The organism is Brevibacterium sp. R8603A2 (assembly GCF_023072605.1).
In the GTDB taxonomy this organism is placed as follows: Bacteria; Actinomycetota; Actinomycetes; order Actinomycetales; family Brevibacteriaceae; genus Brevibacterium; species Brevibacterium pityocampae.
This window is the reverse complement of the sequence record NZ_JALLGN010000013.1, coordinates 64,607-80,300: the sequence shown is the minus strand read 5'-3', so window position 1 is coordinate 80,300 and position 15,694 is coordinate 64,607. Positions and strand designations below refer to the sequence as shown.

General features: G+C 72.5%; 15 protein-coding genes and 1 pseudogene. 4 read left to right on the top strand and 12 right to left on the bottom strand.

What is annotated here, in order from left to right:
- Positions 1-40: 40 nt before the first annotated feature.
- The 6 genes and pseudogenes from MTQ12_RS12780 to MTQ12_RS12755 all read right to left on the bottom strand — a co-directional run bounded on the left by MTQ12_RS12780 (position 41) and on the right by MTQ12_RS12755 (position 5,331).
- Positions 41-1,021 carry an ABC transporter substrate-binding protein gene (locus tag MTQ12_RS12780; protein WP_247618903.1) on the bottom strand — a complete coding sequence of 327 codons (981 nt, stop codon included), beginning with the start codon at positions 1,019-1,021 and terminating at the stop codon, positions 41-43.
- Positions 1,022-1,154: 133 nt separating this feature from the next.
- Positions 1,155-1,838 (bottom strand): ABC transporter permease, encoded by a 684-nt coding sequence (locus MTQ12_RS12775; protein ID WP_247618902.1) that lies wholly within the window; start codon positions 1,836-1,838, stop codon positions 1,155-1,157.
- A gap of 21 nt (positions 1,839-1,859) precedes the next feature.
- Positions 1,860-2,186 carry a hypothetical protein gene (locus MTQ12_RS12770; RefSeq protein ID WP_247618901.1) on the bottom strand — a complete coding sequence of 109 codons (327 nt, stop codon included), beginning with the start codon at positions 2,184-2,186 and terminating at the stop codon, positions 1,860-1,862.
- Positions 2,167-3,675 carry a sugar ABC transporter ATP-binding protein gene (locus MTQ12_RS15275; protein WP_247618900.1) on the bottom strand — a complete coding sequence of 503 codons (1,509 nt, stop codon included), beginning with the start codon at positions 3,673-3,675 and terminating at the stop codon, positions 2,167-2,169. Before MTQ12_RS15275 ends, MTQ12_RS12770 begins: the two co-directional genes overlap by 20 nt.
- Before the next feature lie 51 nt (positions 3,676-3,726).
- Entirely contained in the window at positions 3,727-3,942 is a 216-nt protein-coding gene (locus MTQ12_RS12760) for an L-rhamnose mutarotase (RefSeq protein ID WP_247618913.1), read from the bottom strand.
- A 90-nt stretch (positions 3,943-4,032) separates the two neighbouring features.
- Positions 4,033-5,331: pseudogene (locus tag MTQ12_RS12755) on the bottom strand (enolase C-terminal domain-like protein).
- Between the two features lie 224 nt (positions 5,332-5,555).
- Here MTQ12_RS12755 and MTQ12_RS12750 point away from each other — a divergent pair.
- The 3 genes from MTQ12_RS12750 to MTQ12_RS12740 all read left to right on the top strand — a co-directional run bounded on the left by MTQ12_RS12750 (position 5,556) and on the right by MTQ12_RS12740 (position 8,061).
- Positions 5,556-6,269 (top strand): GntR family transcriptional regulator, encoded by a 714-nt coding sequence (locus tag MTQ12_RS12750; protein WP_247618899.1) that lies wholly within the window; start codon positions 5,556-5,558, stop codon positions 6,267-6,269.
- 108 nt (positions 6,270-6,377) lie between these two features.
- On the top strand, positions 6,378-7,241 hold the full coding sequence (locus MTQ12_RS12745; RefSeq protein WP_247618898.1) for a fumarylacetoacetate hydrolase family protein: 864 nt from the start codon (positions 6,378-6,380) through the stop codon (positions 7,239-7,241).
- A gap of 67 nt (positions 7,242-7,308) precedes the next feature.
- Positions 7,309-8,061 (top strand): SDR family oxidoreductase, encoded by a 753-nt coding sequence (locus MTQ12_RS12740; protein ID WP_247618897.1) that lies wholly within the window; start codon positions 7,309-7,311, stop codon positions 8,059-8,061.
- Between the two features lie 74 nt (positions 8,062-8,135).
- Here the strand turns inward: MTQ12_RS12740 and MTQ12_RS12735 are convergent, their stop codons facing one another.
- Positions 8,136-8,951, bottom strand: coding sequence for an RDD family protein (locus MTQ12_RS12735; RefSeq protein WP_247618896.1), 816 nt, complete (start codon positions 8,949-8,951; stop codon positions 8,136-8,138).
- 43 nt (positions 8,952-8,994) lie between these two features.
- On the opposite strand from MTQ12_RS12735, the gene MTQ12_RS12730 reads away from it, so the two are divergent.
- Positions 8,995-9,990: a stage II sporulation protein M gene (locus tag MTQ12_RS12730; RefSeq protein WP_247618895.1), complete on the top strand. Its 996-nt coding sequence runs from the start codon at positions 8,995-8,997 to the stop codon at positions 9,988-9,990.
- Between the two features lie 123 nt (positions 9,991-10,113).
- On the opposite strand, the gene MTQ12_RS12725 is transcribed toward MTQ12_RS12730, so the two are convergent.
- Genes MTQ12_RS12725 through MTQ12_RS12705 form a run of 5 tightly spaced genes read right to left on the bottom strand, consistent with a single transcriptional unit; the run spans position 10,114 to position 15,539 of the window.
- Positions 10,114-11,406 (bottom strand): DUF58 domain-containing protein, encoded by a 1,293-nt coding sequence (locus tag MTQ12_RS12725; protein WP_247618894.1) that lies wholly within the window; start codon positions 11,404-11,406, stop codon positions 10,114-10,116.
- Complete coding sequence (locus tag MTQ12_RS12720; RefSeq protein WP_247618893.1) at positions 11,406-12,593, bottom strand: MoxR family ATPase; 1,188 nt, start codon at positions 12,591-12,593, stop codon at positions 11,406-11,408. The genes MTQ12_RS12725 and MTQ12_RS12720 overlap by 1 nt, the downstream gene beginning before the upstream one ends.
- Entirely contained in the window at positions 12,590-13,846 is a 1,257-nt protein-coding gene (locus MTQ12_RS12715) for a DUF4350 domain-containing protein (RefSeq protein ID WP_247618892.1), read from the bottom strand. The genes MTQ12_RS12720 and MTQ12_RS12715 overlap by 4 nt, the downstream gene beginning before the upstream one ends.
- A complete protein-coding gene (locus tag MTQ12_RS12710; protein ID WP_247618891.1) occupies positions 13,843-14,463 on the bottom strand; it encodes a DUF4129 domain-containing protein in 621 nt (206 codons plus the stop codon). Before MTQ12_RS12710 ends, MTQ12_RS12715 begins: the two co-directional genes overlap by 4 nt.
- Entirely contained in the window at positions 14,460-15,539 is a 1,080-nt protein-coding gene (locus MTQ12_RS12705) for a hypothetical protein (protein WP_247618890.1), read from the bottom strand. The genes MTQ12_RS12710 and MTQ12_RS12705 overlap by 4 nt, the downstream gene beginning before the upstream one ends.
- Between the last annotated feature and the right edge of the window lie 155 nt (positions 15,540-15,694).

Genomic DNA, 15,694 nt, shown 5'->3' with positions numbered 1-15,694 from the left:
GGTCCGGCGGCGCGGTCCCGCCGCGCCGCCGGATCCGATGTCACTCGTAGAGGTTGGGCTTGATCTCCTCGGAGTCGATGGTGTCCTTGTCGTACCAGTAGAAGCCGGTGTCGATGGTCTCCGGCAGGTCCTCGCCGGCGAGCGCCTTGACCGCGGCCTCGACGGTCTCGCGACCGATCCCCACCGGGTTCTGGGTCACGGCGCCGAACTCCGTGCCCTCGCGGATCGCGTCGAGCTGGGCCTTGCTCGAGTCGAAGCCGACGATGGTGACGGAGTCGACGACGTCCTTCTCCTTAACCGCGTTGACGACGCCGACCGCCGAGCCCTCGTTGGTCCCGTAGAGCCCGGCGAGGTCGGGGTTGGCCTCGATCATCGCGTTGGCGATGTCGGTCGACTTGAGCTGGTCGCCGCCGCCGTACTGGGTGTCGACGATCTCGATGTCGGGCTCGTTGGCCTCCATGTACCCGACGAACCCGTCGCGGCGGTCGCGGCCGGAGGACGAGGTCTGGTCGTGGGCGACGATCGCGATCTTGCCCGAGCCGTCGATCGCCTCGGCCATGTGCTTCGCGGCCTCCGCCGCAGCCGCCGTGTTGTCCGTCGCCGCGGTCGTCACCGGGATGTCGGAATCGACGCCGGAGTCGAAGGCGATAACGGGGATGTCGGACGACTGGGCGCGCTCGAGCAGCGGGGCCGCGGCCTGCGAGTCGAGGGCGGCGAGCGCGATCGCGTCCGGGTTCTTGTCGAGGGCGGTGGTGAGTATCTGGATCTGCTGGTCGACGTCGGTCTCCGTCTCCGGGCCCTCGAACGTCACGCGGACGTCGTGCTCGGCGGCGGCCTCCTCCGCGCCCTGCTTGACGGCCTGCCAGAACTGGTGCTGGAACCCCTTGGACACGATGGCGATGTAGGGCTGGTCGCCCTCCCCGCCGCCTGACCCGCCGGACTCGGTGGATTCGCAGCCGGACAGGGCCAGGGTGAGGATCGCCGCGCCGGCGGCGACCGTGCTCCACAGTGAGCGCTTCATGTGAACTCCTTCGTTCGTGGACGGTGGTGCTGATGGGTGGTCTGCGGTGGTGCTGGTGCTGCTGGTGCGAGGGTGCGGGTCCGGTGCGGCGTGCGCACCGGGGGCGGGAGGCCCGCGGGTGAGGCGTCCCAGCTCATGTCGACTCCTGCCGCTTGCGGCGCACCATGTCGACGAACACGGCGATGAGGATGACGACGCCGACGACGACCTTCTGCCACTCCTGCGGGATCGACATGATCTGCAGGCCGTTGGTGAGCAGGGACATGATGAGCGCGCCGATCACCGTGCCGATGATCGAGCCCTTGCCGCCCTGGAGCGAGGTCCCGCCGATGATCACCGCGGCGATCGCCTCGAGCTCGTAGCCCATGCCCTGGCCCGGCTGGGCCGAGGACAGGCGGGAGGCCATGATCACGCCGGCGAGTCCGGTGAAGCAGCCGGCCACCGTGTACACGATGACCTGCCAGCGGCGGACGTTGATGCCCGACAGGGCCGTCGCCTCGGCGTTGGAGCCGATCGAGAAGGTGTAGCGGCCGAACACCGTGCGGGAGAGCAGCACCCACGCGATGATCGCGGCGATGAACATGATGATCACCGCGTTCGGGATGACGAGGCCGGGGATCGATCGGCCCATGGCGACGTTGAAGAAGCCCGGCGTCTCGGTGAAGTAGATCGGCTTGGTGCCGGAGATCACGAGGGCGAGGCCCTGGGCCACCATCATCATCGCGAGGGTGGCGATGAACGGCGGGATGCCGAGGAAGGAGATCACCGAGCCGTTGACGAGCCCGATGAGCGCGCCGAACGTGATGCCGCCGAGCACCCCGACCCACAGCGGCAGCCCCTAGTAGGTGAGGAACACCCCGACCATGACCGAGCACAGGGTCATCCCGGTGCCGATCGACAGGTCGATGCCGCCGGTGATGATGACGAAGGTCGTGCCCAGCGCGAGGATGCCGATGACCGCGGTGGCGAGCAGGATGCCGGAGATGTTCGACACCGAAGCGAAATCGGGGTTGGCGACGGTGAAGAAGATGAAGAGCACGATGAGGCTGACGAAGGCGAGCATCTGCTGCAGCGAGCTGCGGAGCCGGGAGAGCAGTCCGGTGCGCTGCGGCGGGCCGCTCGCGGTCGGGCCCGCGGCCCGGGTCTCAGTGGTCGTGGTGCTCATGGCGAGGACCTCCTCGGTCACGGGTGTCGGTGGGCTGGGGTGCGGAGTGGACGGTGACCTGGGAGTGGGCCGTCGCGAGCTCCATGATCGATTCCTGGCTCGCCTCGGCGGCGTCGAGCGTGCCGGCGAACCGGCCCTCGCTCATCACCGCGACGCGATGGCACAGGCGCAGGACCTCCGGCAGCTCGGAGGAGATCACGATGATCGCCTTCCCCTGCTCGGCGAGCGACTGGAGGAGGGCGTAGATCTCCTCCTTCGCCCCGACGTCGATCCCGCGGGTGGGCTCGTCGAAGATCAGCACCCCGGAGTCGTGGAGCAGCCATTTGCCGATGACGACCTTCTGCTGGTTGCCGCCGGACAGGTTCTTCACCTGCTGGCCGATCGACGGGGTCTTGATCCGCAGCGTGTCGACCGCGGAGAGCGCGGCTGCGCGGATCGCCCCGGTGCGGACGAACCCGGCGGTGCTGAGCTTCGGCAGGCTGCTGAGCGCGATGTTGTCCGCCACGCTGCGGTCGAGGAGCAGGCCCAGGTGCTTGCGGTCCTCGGACAGGTAGCCGATGCCGGCCGCGGCGGCCGCCGCGGGCGAGGCGAGCCGCACCGGGGTGCCGTCGAGCCGGATCGTGCCCGCGGTGTGCGGGTCGGCGCCGATGACGGCGCGCGCCACCTCGGTCCGGCCGGCTCCCATGAGCCCGGCGAAGCCGAGGATCTCACCGCGCCGCACGGAGAAGGAGACGTCGCGCAGCAGCCGCTTCGTCGACAGTCCCTCGACCTCGAGGGCCGGGGGAGCGGCCGCATCGATGTGCGCGGGTGCCAGTTCCTCGGCCGCGGTGATCTCCCGCCCGACCATCATCGCGATCACCGTGCGCAGCTCGGTGTCCGGGGTGTCGACGGTGTCGATGTACTGGCCGTCGCGGAGCACGGTGATGCGGTCGGTGATCCGCTTGAGCTCCTCCATCCGGTTGGAGATGTAGATGACGCCGGTGGTCGGCGACACGAAGCCGCGGATGATGTCGTGGAGGGCCGCGACCTCGGCGTCGTTGAGGGCTGCGGTCGGCTCGTCCATGATGAGGATGTCCGACTGCACGCTCAGCGCCTTGGCGATCTCGACCATCTGCTGCCCGGCGACGGTGAGGTCGCCCACCCGGGTGCGCGGGTCGAGGTCGACGCCGACCCGCTCGAGGAGCGCGGCGGCGCGCCCGTTGAGCGTCGCGTCGGACACGAACATCCCGAGGCTGCGGGGTTCGCGGCCGAGGAAGATGTTCTGCGCGACGCTGAGGTCGGCGGCGAGGTTGAACTCCTGGTGGATGATCGACACGCCGAGCGTCTCCGCGGCCTTGGGGGTGAGGATCTCCACCTGGCGGCCGTTGATCGCGATCCGGCCGGCGTCCGGCGGGTGGATCCCGGAGAGGATCTGCATGAGCGTCGACTTGCCGGCGCCGTTCTCCCCGATGAGTCCGAGCACCTCCCCGCCGTGCAGGGTGAGCTGCACGTCGTCGAGCGCGCGGACCCCGGGGAAGGACTTCGAGATCCCCGGGTGCGGTCATGGCAGCCTCCAGTCGAGCGGCAGGCCGGAGTCCTGTCCGGAGTAGTCGTCGGGCACCGCGAGGAGCTCGTCCATCTGCGCCTGCCAGGCGACGTTCACCGGGTGGTCGGCGAGGGCGGCGCGCATCGCGGCGTAGTCGTCGACCTCGACGAGGTGGAAGAGGTGTGTGCCGTCGCGCCAGATCCGCCAGCCGCGGACCCCGGCGTCGCGCAGTGTGGTGTCGAGCTCGGCGGGGATCTGCGCGTGGATCGTTTGTAGTCGAGCTCGCGGCCGGGCCGGAGCTCGGTGCGGAGGGCGATGGTCTCAGGCATGGACCGCCTCGCTCCTGCCGGCCTCCGCCGCGGGGACGGCGCCCGTCGCCGCACTCCACTCGGCGCCGCCGGGGTAGGCGTAGCGGGCGAGCGATCCGGCGTGCATCTCCATGCCCGCGCCGGGCAGGCGGGGCGCCCGGTAGTGGCCGGCGCGGACGTCGATCGGCTCGATGAAGTGCGCGTGGAGGTGGTCGACGAACTCGATCGAGCGGCGCTCCCGGGTGCCGGAGACCGCGACGAAGTCGAACATCGACAGGTGCTGGACGGCCTCGCACAGGCCGACACCGCCGGCGTGCGGGCACACCCGCACACCGAACTTCGCGGCGAGCAGCAGGATCGCGATGTTCTCGTTGACCCCGCCCACCCGTGTCGCGTCGAGCTGCAGCACCTCCATCGACCCGGCCTGGAGCATCTGCTTGAACATCACCCGGTTGTGGACGTGCTCGCCGGTGGCGACGGGGATCGGGGCGATCCCCCGGGGCGATCGCGGCATGGGCCAGGATGTCTTCGGGGCTCGTCGGCTCCTCGACCCAGGCGATCGAGTCGTCGTCCATCGCAGTGACCCAGTCGATCGCCTCGGCGACGTCCCAGCGCTGGTTCGCGTCGATCGCGATCTCGACGGAGTCCCCGACGGCCCGCCGCGCGAGCGCGAAGCGCCGGCGGTCGTCGTCGAGGTCCGCCCCGACCTTGAGCTTGATCTGGGTGAAGCTGTCCGCGACGGCCTGCTCCGCGAGGGCGACGAGCTTCTCGTCGCTGTAGCCGAGCCAGCCCGGCGTCGTCGTGTACGCCGGGTAGCCGGTGGCTTCGAGCTCGGCGATGCGAGCAGCGCGCCCGGGCTCCGCGGCGCGGAGGATGTCGAGGGCCTCGTCGCGAATGAGCGCGCCGGTGAGGTAGCGGAAGTCGACGATGTCGACGATCTCCTCGGGCGTCACCTCCGCCAGCAGGCGCCACAGCTGCAGGCCGGCGCGCTTGGCGCGCAGGTCCCACAGAGCGTTGAGGACGGCGCCGGCGGCCATGTGCATGACGCCCTCCTCCGGGCCGAGCCAGCGCAGCTGCGAGTCGTGGACGGGAGTCGCCAGGCGCGGCCGAGGTCGGAGAGGAGCTCTTCGGCGTCGAGGCCGACGACGTGGTCGGTCAGCGTTGCGATCGCGGCGGTCATGACCTCGTTGCCGCGACCGATCGTGAAGCTGAAGCCGTGGCCTTGGAGGCCGTCGGCGGCATCGGTGCGCAGCTCGACGTGCGCCGCGGAGTAGTCGGGGTCGGGATTCATCGCATCGGAGCCGTCGAGCATCCGGGACTTAGGGGACCGGTCGTCGTAGACCCGGATGAGTGACACCGGGAGGCCCTCCTTCTTCGTCGAATGGTATGGGCTGGATCACATGTTCACAGGAAACCTACACATCAGATAGGATCGTTGTAAATCATGTAGGGTTGGGATTCCCAGCCGCGATGAGGCGGCGAACTGGTATTCATGGAGGACCCGGATTCCACCGGGTGATCTGCGACGGAGGCGACATGACAGGCCGCATCGACGTGCTCGAGGAGATTCGGACGCTCATCGTGAGCAACGCGATCGCACCCGGGGAGCGGGTGAACATCGACCAGCTCTCGCGCCGCCTCGGCGTGTCGCAGACGCCGGTGCGCGAGGCGCTCCAGCACCTCGAGGGCGACCGGCTCGTCGTCCGCGACAAGAACCGCGGATACACGACGACCGCGCTGCTCGACGAGCGGGGGCTGGCCAACATGTTCGAGGTGCGGCTGCTCATCGAGCCCTGGACCGCCTCGACCGTGGCGGTCGACCGGGTGGGGAACCCGGGCCGGCGGATGGCCGACGAGCTCGAGTCCTACCTCGCCGCGCAGGAGTCGGCGCAGAACCCGCGCGCCGAGCTCGTCGCCCACGACGTCCGGTTCCACGAGATCATGCTCGCCGCGGTCGACAACCCCTTCCTCCTCGACGCCTACCGCAGCCTCCACGCCCACCTCCACGTGTTCCGGCTCTACCCGCAGGACTTCGACGGCACCGCGACCGTCGGCGAGCACGTCGCGATCGCCACCGCGATCGCCGAATGCCGCCCGCGCGACGCCGCGCAGGCGATGCGCGAGCACCTCGGCAGCGCGCTCGAGCGGTTCCGCTCCGGCATGTCCGGCGGGTCCGGCACCGGCGGCGGGGCGGGGCTCGGATTCACGACCTCGGTCCTCGGCACCGCCGTCCCGGCGGCCGGCGGCTGAGGTCCTTCGCCGGAACCTGAGACCCTCGGTCGGGCTCCGCACGCCGACCGCCCCACGGCAGACCACCACGACCACCCACCTCACCACCACCCACAGTCAGGAGTACCCATGAAGCTCATGCGAGTCGGCCCGCTCGGGTCGGAGACACCGCTGCTCGGCATCGCCCGCCCCGACGGCGGTGACGACTGGTTCGAAGCCTCGTCCGTCACCGCGACCTACGACCGGCGCTTCTTCGCCGAGGACGGCCTCGCCCGGGTCGCCGCCGCGCACGCCGAGGGCGCGCTGCCCGCGGCCGAGGTCACCCCGGGCATGCGGATCGGCGCGCCCGTCGTCGATCCCCAGGCGCTGCTGTGCATCGGGATGAACTACGCCGCGCACGCCGCGGAGTCCGGCGCCGAGCCGCCCGCCCAGCCGGTGCTGTTCTTCAAGACCCCGAACACCATCGCCGGCCCGGACGACACCGCCCGGATCCCGCGCCGGTCGACGACGACGGACTGGGAGGTCGAGCTCGGGATCGTCATCGGGCAGCGGTGCTCCTACCTCGGCGACCGGAAGGAGGCGGCCGCCGCGATCGCCGGCTACGTGCTCGCCGACGACCTGTCCGAGCGGAACTTCCAGATGCACGAGTCCGGCGGACAGTGGTCGAAGGGCAAGTGCGCCCCCGGCTTCTCCCCGCTCGGCCCGTGGTTCGTCAGCGCGGACGCGCTCGACCCGTCCGACCTCACGATCCGCAGCTGGGTCAACGGCGAGATCCGGCAGGACTCGAACACGCGGGACATGATCTTCGGCGTCGACGAGATCGTCCACCACCTCTCGCAGTACCTCGTGCTCGAGCCCGGCGACGTCATCCTCACCGGCACCCCGGAGGGCGTGGCCCTGTCGGGACGCTTCGACTATCTCCGTGCCGGGGACGTCGTCGAGGTCGAGATCGCCGGGCTCGGCCGCCAGCGCCACGAGTTCGTCGACGCCTGAGCGCCGCCCGCCGAACCCGGGTGCACGGCGACCGCCGCCCACCGGACCGAAGAACCAGGAGAACACCATGCACGCATCCATGACAGGGCTCTCGGCGATCGTCACCGGCGGCGCCTCGGGCATCGGTGCCGCCGCCGCCCACGCGCTCGCCGAGCGCGGAGCCGCGGTCGCCGTCCTCGACCTCCGGCCCGAGGCGGCGGACCCCGCCTTCACCGGCATCGCCTGCGACGTCGGCGACGATGCCTCCGTGCGCCGTGCCGTCGCCGAGGCCGCCGAGCGGCTCGGCGGGATCGACGTCGTCGTCAACAACGCCGGGATCGGCGCGCAGGGGACCATCGAGGACAACTCGGACGAGGAGTGGCGCCGCGTCCTCGACATCAACGTCCTCGGCATCGTGCGGGTGACGCGGGCCGCGCTGGGGCACCTGCGGGCCTCGGACCGCGCCGCGGTCGTCAACACCTGCTCGATCGCGGCCACCGCCGGGCTCCCGCAGCGGGCGCTCTACAGCGCGAGCAAGGGTGCGGTGGCCTCGCTCACGCTTGCGATGGCCGCCGACCACCTGCGCGAGGGGATCCGCGTCAACTGCGTCAACCCCGGCACCGCGGACACCCCCTGGGTGGGCCGGCTCCTCGACTCCGCGCCGGACCCGGCGGCGGAACGGTCCGCGCTCGCCGCCCGGCAGCCGCACGGGCGGCTCGTCACCCCGGCCGAGGTCGGGGAGGCCATCGCCTACCTCGCCTCCCCGCTCGCCGGTTCGACCACGGGCGTCGCGCTCGCCGTCGACGGCGGGATGCAGGGACTGCGGCTGCGCCCGGAGTGAGCGCGGCGCCCGGAGCGGGATCGGACCCGCCCGGGCGCCACGGTGCCGCTGACCGAACCGGTGTGCCGGTCCGGTCAGAGGCGCTGGCCGAAGGGAAGCGCGCCCACCCGCGCGCGGAAGGCCTCGGTCGAGCGCGCCGAGCGCTGCATCCGCAGCGTGTACTCGTGGCGGGTGCGGCCGATGATCGCGGCGAGGAACTCCTCGGGGTGCGTGCCCGGGGGAGGAGCCGGCGCGATGAACGGGTTGACCTCCTCGGCGAGCTCGATCGCCCGGTCGAGCCGGGAGGCGGGCGTGCGCTGCTCGGCGGTGACGAGGAACTGCACCATCCGGTAGTGGAGCCCCGCCGGGATCGGTGAGACGTCCGCGCGCGAGATCCACGGCACCAGGTGCTGCGGGACGGCGATCCGTGCGAAGCGCGGCATCCCGGCCCGCTCGTTCACCGCCAGCGTGCCCGCCAGATAGTCCCCGATCCGCTTGCTCTGCGGGGACAGCAGGCCGACGAGCGCGGCCAGGCCGCCGCCGGTGGCGAACACCTCGAACTGCCACAGCAGGGCGCGGATGAAGGCGTGCCGGAAGGTGATCGCCCCGCCGTCCTCGCGCACGATCCGCAGCCCGCAGATGAGCCTGCCGAGCGAGCGGCCGCGGGTGAGCGCCTCGACCGTGCACGGGATGAGGACGAGGGTGAGCACGGTGAGGAGCAGGGTGAGCGTCCGGCCGAGGAGCGAATCGACGATCGTGCTCCAGTCGATCACCCAGGCGGCGCTGAACATGATCGCGGAGTAGGCGATGCCGTAGACGACGAAGTCGATCGCGCACGACACGGCGCGCGCCCCGAGCGAGGCCGCGCGCACGTCGAGGGCGACCGCCTCACCGGTGACGAGTGTGCTCACGGGAACTATCGTGGCACAGACGGTGCCGACTATGCTGTCCACCATGGATCCGGCTCTGCTCGCCGAGCTCCACGGACCGGCCTGGGCCCGGCTGTCGACGCTCGCCTCCCGCAACACGCTCGACGCGCGCGAGGCCGAGGAGTTCCTCGCCCTCTACCGCTCCGCCTCGAAGGACCTGTCGCGGATCCAGACCGTGGCACCGGACTCCGAGGTGTCGATCCGGCTGTCGAGCATCGTCCACCGCTCGCGCATGCAGCTCACCGGGGTGCCGCTGGGCCTGCGCGGCTCGCTCGTCCAGTTCTGGGTCGTGTCCCTGCCCGCCGCGCTCTACTCCCTGCGCTGGATGTTCCTCGGCGTGTTCGCCTTCTTCGTCGGGATCAGCGTCCTCACCACCGTGTGGGCCTACAACGACCCGGCGGTGCTCGAGGGCTTCGGCGATGCGGAGATGCGCCGGCGGCTCGCGGAGGAGGATTTCGTCGACTACTACTTCGAGCACCCGAGTGGCTTCTTCACCGTCGGGGTGTGGGCGAACAACGCGTGGATCGCGGTGCAGTGGGTGGCGCTCGGGATCCTCGGCTTCCCGATCGTGTTCGGCCTCATCCTCAACGCCTTCAACGTCGGGCTGTCCGGGGCGATCATGTTCGAGTTCGGCCACGGGGCGGAGTTCTTCCGCTACATCCTGCCCCACGGGATCCCGGAGATCACGTGCATCCTCATCGCCGCGGCGGCCGGCCTGCAGATCTTCCTCGCCTGGGTCGTGCCCGGTCCGCGGACACGACGCGCCGCGCTCGCCCGCGCCGCCCGCTCCCTCATCACCGTCGCGCTCGGACTCGTCGTGCTCCTCTTCCTGTCCGGCATCATCGAGGGCTTCGTCACCCCCTCGAGCCTGCCCGACGTCATCCGGATCGGGATCGGCGCGCTCTACACCGTGGGCATCGTCGTCTATGCGATCGTGCTCGGCCGGCCGGCGCTGCGCGCCGGCGACTCCGGTGACCTCTCGGCCGACCGCGCCGGCTACGAGGTCGTCGCCGTCGACTGAGGACGGCCGCGCCGATTCCGCGCGCCGCGCCGCGATCAGACCGCGCTGCGGTCGAGAGTGCGCTGCGGTCGAGAGTGCAGAGAACGGCGGATCTGCTCTCAGGAACCTTCGGAGATCGAGTGCTCAGAGGCGGCTGGTGGCCTTGAGGGAGATGTAGAGATCGGCGAGCGCAGGGGCGAGCTCCTCCGGGGGCTCGTGGACGGAGTGGATGCCCGCCTCCCGCAGCGAGCCGATGACCGAGCGCACCTCGAGGAGCTCCCGCTCGGCCGCCGCCGCCCGGTAGGCCAGGGCCGGGGTGTGCACGCGGGCGGCCATCGACTCGAGCTCGGGGTCCGCGACCGAGGCGATCGCCACGGAGTGCCGGGCGCGCAGCACGGGCAGGGCCGGCAGGATGTCCTCGGCGACCGTCGTCGGGTCGAGCGCGGTGACGAGGACGACGAGCGAGTGCTGGGATGCCGCCCGCATGACGGCCGAGGTGATCGCATCCCAGTCCGCGTCGAGGAGCTCGGGGTCGACGTCGGTGAGCTCGTTCGACAGCCGGCCCATCGGATCGCGCCCGGTGATCGGTCCGATCCGGGCGCGGACCCGGGCATCGGCGACGAGGAGGTCGACCCGGTCGCCACCGCCGGCGGCGAGCGCGGCGAGCAGCTGGCCGGCCTCGAGCGCGGCATCGAACACCGTGCCGGTGCCGCAGCGGCGCGCCGCGAGGCGCGAGGAGTCGAGGACGATGACGACCCGCCGGTCGCGCTCGGGCCGCCAGGTGCGGACCATGAGCTCGCGGGCGCGCGCGGTGGCCCGCCAGTCGATCGAGCGCACGTCGTCGCCGCGGACGTACTCGCGCAGCGAGTCGAACTCGGTGCCGAGACCGCGGATCATCACTGCGGTGCGCCCGTCGAGCTCGCGCAGCCGGGCGAGCTTCGAGGGCAGGTGGCGGCGGGACAGGAACGGCGGCATGACGCGGATGCGCGCGGGCACGTCGATGCTCGTCTGCCGCCCGAGGACGCCCAGCCAGGACAGCGAGCGCAGGGTGAGGCGGTCGGCCGGGAGCACCCCGCGGCGGGTCGGGGTGAGCGTGAGCACGCGCTCGAAGGACTCACCGGCGCGCAGCCGGGTGCGGAAGCGGACGTCCGCGGCGCCGGCGCTCGGGGTCCACGCGTCGCGGACCCGGAGGCGGAGCGTGCGCCGGCCCTCGTTGTGCAGCGTGAGGGTGGCGTGCGTGTCCTCGCCGAGGCGCACCCGGCGGCCGGGCGTGCGCTGCGCGGAGACCCGGCGCGGGCGCGGGGTGAGGAGCCAGTCGAGGAGTGCGATGAACGCGGCCGCGGCGAGCGCGAGCCCGGCGGTGTCCCAGCCGGGCACGAGCAGCACCGGGATCGCCGCGAGCGCGACGAGGAGGACGAAGCGCCAGGTGGGGACCATCAGCGCGGGGCTCGGGTGGTGTCGATGATCGAGGTGAGCACCTGGTCGATGCCGATCCCGTCCATCTGCGCCTCGGGCCGGAGCAGGACGCGGTGGCGGAAGGTCATCGGGACGAGCAGCTTGACGTCGTCGGGGGTGACGTAGCCGCGCCCGGACAGCCAGGCGCGCGCCTGCGCGGCGGCGAGGAGCCGGGTGGCGCCGCGCGGGGACACCCCGAGCGCGAGCGAGGGCGCGATCCGGGTCGCCTGCACGATGTCGACGAGGTACTCGAGCACCTCGGGGGCGACGTGGATCCCGCCGGCCCGCTCGGCGGCCTCGAGCAGGGTCGGGATGTCGGCGACCGGGCCCACCCCGGCTTCGGTGAGGTCGTGGGAGTCGAATCCGTGCGCGTGCCGGCGCAGGATCTCGAGCTCGGTGTCGCGACCGGGCAGCTCGAGGACGAGCTTGAACAGGAAGCGGTCGAGCTGCGCCTCGGGCAGCGGATAGGTGCCCTCGTACTCGATGGGGTTCTGGGTCGCGGCGACGAGGAACGGGCTCGGCAGGGTGCGGGTGGTGCCGTCGACGGACACCTGCCGCTCCTCCATCGCCTCGAGCAGGGCGGACTGGGTCTTGGGCGGGGTGCGGTTGATCTCGTCGGCGATGAGGAGATGGGTGAACACCGGCCCCTCCCGGAACTCGAAGTCCCCGGAGCGCGTGTCGTAGATCATCGAGCCGGTGACGTCGCCGGGCATGAGGTCGGGGGTGAACTGCACGCGGGTGGAGGCCATGTCGAGCGCCTGCGCGATCGTGCGCACGAGCAGCGTCTTGGCCACCCCGGGCACTCCCTCGAGGAGCACGTGCCCCCGGCACAGGAGCGCGAGCAGGATCCCGTCGACCGCGGGCTCCTGGCCGACCACGGCCTTGCCGACCTCGCTGCGGACCGCCTCGAGCCGGGCGCGCAGCGCGTGGTCGCGGTCGTCGAGCCGGTGCTGCTCGGCGAGCCGGGCTTCCAGGGTCGGTGGGGCGTACGCGGCGTGGCCCTGCTCCGCCGCGGGAGGCGCCCCCGGCCCCGGGGCGGGGTGGTGCCCCGGCCCGGACGCGGCGTGCGGCCCCGGCCCGGCGTGCGGTGCGCCCCCCGGATGCGTGTCGGGGTGCGGGCGGAACCGGTCGTCGGGCTGGTTCGGCGGCTGCGGGGGGATGTGGCTCATAGGGGTGAGACCTCGCTCTCCAGGGTTGCGATGGCGGTGGCGATGGCGGTGAGCTCGGCGTCGCTGCTCGGGGCGGGTCCGGCGAGGAGCCGGTTCACCTCGGCGGGGTCGCGAGCGGTGCGGGCGGCGACGGCGGCGCAGATCTCCGGGGTGCGGGAGTGCGGCGGCAGCGACAGGCGGGAGGCCAGGCGGAGCAGCGCGGCGGTGCGCAGGGTGTGCAGTGCGGAGTCGCGCGCTCCGGCGCGCTGGAGGATGCCGGCGCGGCCGAGGACGGTCTCCACCGGCGGCACGACGACCGGCAGGCGCTCGACGGCGAGCGGTCCGAAGCGGCGGCCGCGCCACAGCATCGCCGCGATCCCGAGCGGGATCAGCCACAGCAGGGCGACCCAGAACCAGGCGGGCACGAGGTCGAACGACGGGCCGAGCAGCTCGTCGTCCGGGCCGGCGCCGAAAGCCTCGTCGTTCGGATCGGCGTAGTAGTAGACGAGGGAGTCCCGCTCGCCGAGCGCGCCGAGGGCGAGGGCGGCGTTGCCCGAGTCGGCGAGGTGCGAGTTGTTCAGCCAGGCCCGGGAGCCGAGCACGGTCACGGTGGTGCCGTCGAGCTCCTCCCGGGTCACCGCGCCGTAGCCGGCCTGGTCCCACGGGTGGTGGTAGCACACGGTGACCTCGGTGCCCGGGGTGCCGAGCGCGGAATAGCGCTCGAGCGCGTCGGTCACGGTGCCGGCGCGCTGCGCGGTCTCCCACGTGCAGTCGGGGGCGAGCGGAGCGCTGCCGCCGGGCCCGGCGGCGGTCTGGTACGCCTGCTGGACGCCGGGGGACCAGTCGGTGACCTCCGTCCCGGGCTCGACGACGACGAGCGGGGCCCCGGCACCCACCGCCGTGGAGCGCAGACGCTGCCGGTGCTCGGCGGCGAGGGCGGAGTCGGGGTCGAACACGAGCAGCGTGGCGTCGGAGTCCGCGGCGCGCTGCGCGGCCTCGTCGTAGGACTCGGTGGTGCTCACCTCGATGCCCCGGGCGCGGAGCACCTCGATCACGGCCCGCCCGCCCGCGGGCGCGGACGACTCCCAGTGGAGCGGCCGGGTCTCCTCCGTGCCGGTCTGCGACAGGAACCCGACGATCGCGGCGAGGAGGACGACGAGGGCGGCGATCACCCACACGGTCGAGGAGCGGGCCCCGCTGCGCACCCGCTGCCAGGTCCCGGGTCCGCCGGCGCGAGCAGTGCCGCGCACCGCGACGTCGAGGCCGGCGCTCATGCGCGCACCCCGGCGGTCAGTCGGCGGTCGAGCTCACGGACCCGCTCGTAGTCGGCCTCCGCAGCGGCCTCCGTGCCGAAGGTGATGTCGTCGAAGGTGCGGCCGACCCGGTGGAGCGCGCCCGCCTCGGCGGGACGGGCCGCGGCGGCGGCCGTCGTGAGCTCCGAGGCGGTGCTCGCCGTCGTCACCTCGATGACCTCGGCCCGCCCCAGGCCCACGAGGAGGGCGCGGGTGGCGTCCTGCACCGCCGGGGTCCAGTCCCCGGCGGCGGCCGCGGCCCGTGCGCGTGCCCGCAGCTCCTCGGGGTCGACATCGGGCACGAGCACGGCGAGCGGCCGGTAGGGGTCGCTCAGGCTGCCGCCGGAGCCGCGCCGCACCCGCCACACGACGAGCACTGCGAGGGCGGCGACGACGAGCACGACGAGCACGATGAGCCAGACGGAGCGGATGTCGGCGACCGGTGCCGTGAGCTCGGAGAAGAAGTCGGAGATCGCGGCTCCCAGCCGCTGCAGGAGGGTGAGGTCGGCCTCCTGGTACTCCTGCTTCGACAGCTCCTCCTCGGCCCAGCGCTGTGCGGAGTCGCGGTCCGGGTTGAGCGGCGCGGCCCAGGCGCTCACGCCTCGGCCTCCGCCTGGCGCAGGAGCACGAGGTCGTAGCCCTCGGCGCGCATGAGCCGGTCGAAGAAGACGACGGACACGAGCCCGGCGAGGTAGGCGAAGAGGACCGCGGTGGCCGCGATCGTCAGCGCGCCGACGACGACGGCGACGACGGCGAGCGCGGAGAGGAGCATCACGGTGCCGCCGGTGCCGCTCGAGATCCCGATGATGACGGCGAGGATCGTCAGGACGTAGGCGATGACGACGAGCGGGGTGATGATGATCGAGACGAGCTGGTTCGAGAGGTACCAGCCGAGCAGGAGCTGGCCGAGGGTGCGCCAGAACCCGCTCCCGGTGAGTCGCCACGAGCGGACGAACGCCTGCCGGATCGTGCGGCGCTCGTGCGCGACCGTGCAGCCGACGAACGCCGTGCGCAGCGCGAAGTAGAGGGTGAAGGCGCACCAGCCGAGCAGCCCCAGGCCGGTGAGCACGAGCGAGGCGGTGCTCTGCCCGAGCCCGGCGACGACGAGCGCCGGGAGGAGGAGCACGGCGAGCGCGAGGAGATGGGCGAGGCCGAGCAGCCCGGTGACGAGCACGAGGCGCAGGCGCACCCCGCGCAGCGCCAGCCAGCCCGCGCGCAGGGTCATGCGGCGGGAGTCGAAGGCGGCCCGCGCCGCGACGGCGCCGACCCCGGTGAGCAGGTGGACGAGGGAGAGCGAGGAGATCGAGAGCGCGAAGGCCCCGAACTGGGCGACGATCGAGAAGCCGGCGGCGGCATCGGGGTCGGAGAACACCTCGGAGAGGAACCCGGTGCCCGCCCACGCGAGGCCGGAGATCACGACGCCGATGAGCAGCGTCCACAGGGTGAAGACGATCGCGGAGAGCCCGACGGTGAGCGCCGGGGCGAAGCGGATGAGCCGGAAGCCGCCGTCGAGCCCCTCGAAGAAGCGCAGCGGACGCCGGGACAGCACTCCGGGCCGCGGCGGCGGCCGCCACTCGACCCGCGGCGCTCCCGGGGCGGCGGCCACGAGGGTCCCGCTGCGCCAGTCCATGCGCGCGGCCCAGGCGGCACTCGGCGGTTCGGCCACGGTGCTCACCTCCTCGGACGCGTCCGGCCGGTGCCCGTCGGCGTCGACGGTCCGGTTCCCCGCGCCATTATTCCCAAGCCGGGATGCGGATACCAACACCGGCCCGGCTCGGCCCCGGCCGCGGGGCGGGCTGCGAGGCCGTCGGCGCCGGGGTGCGGGAGGCC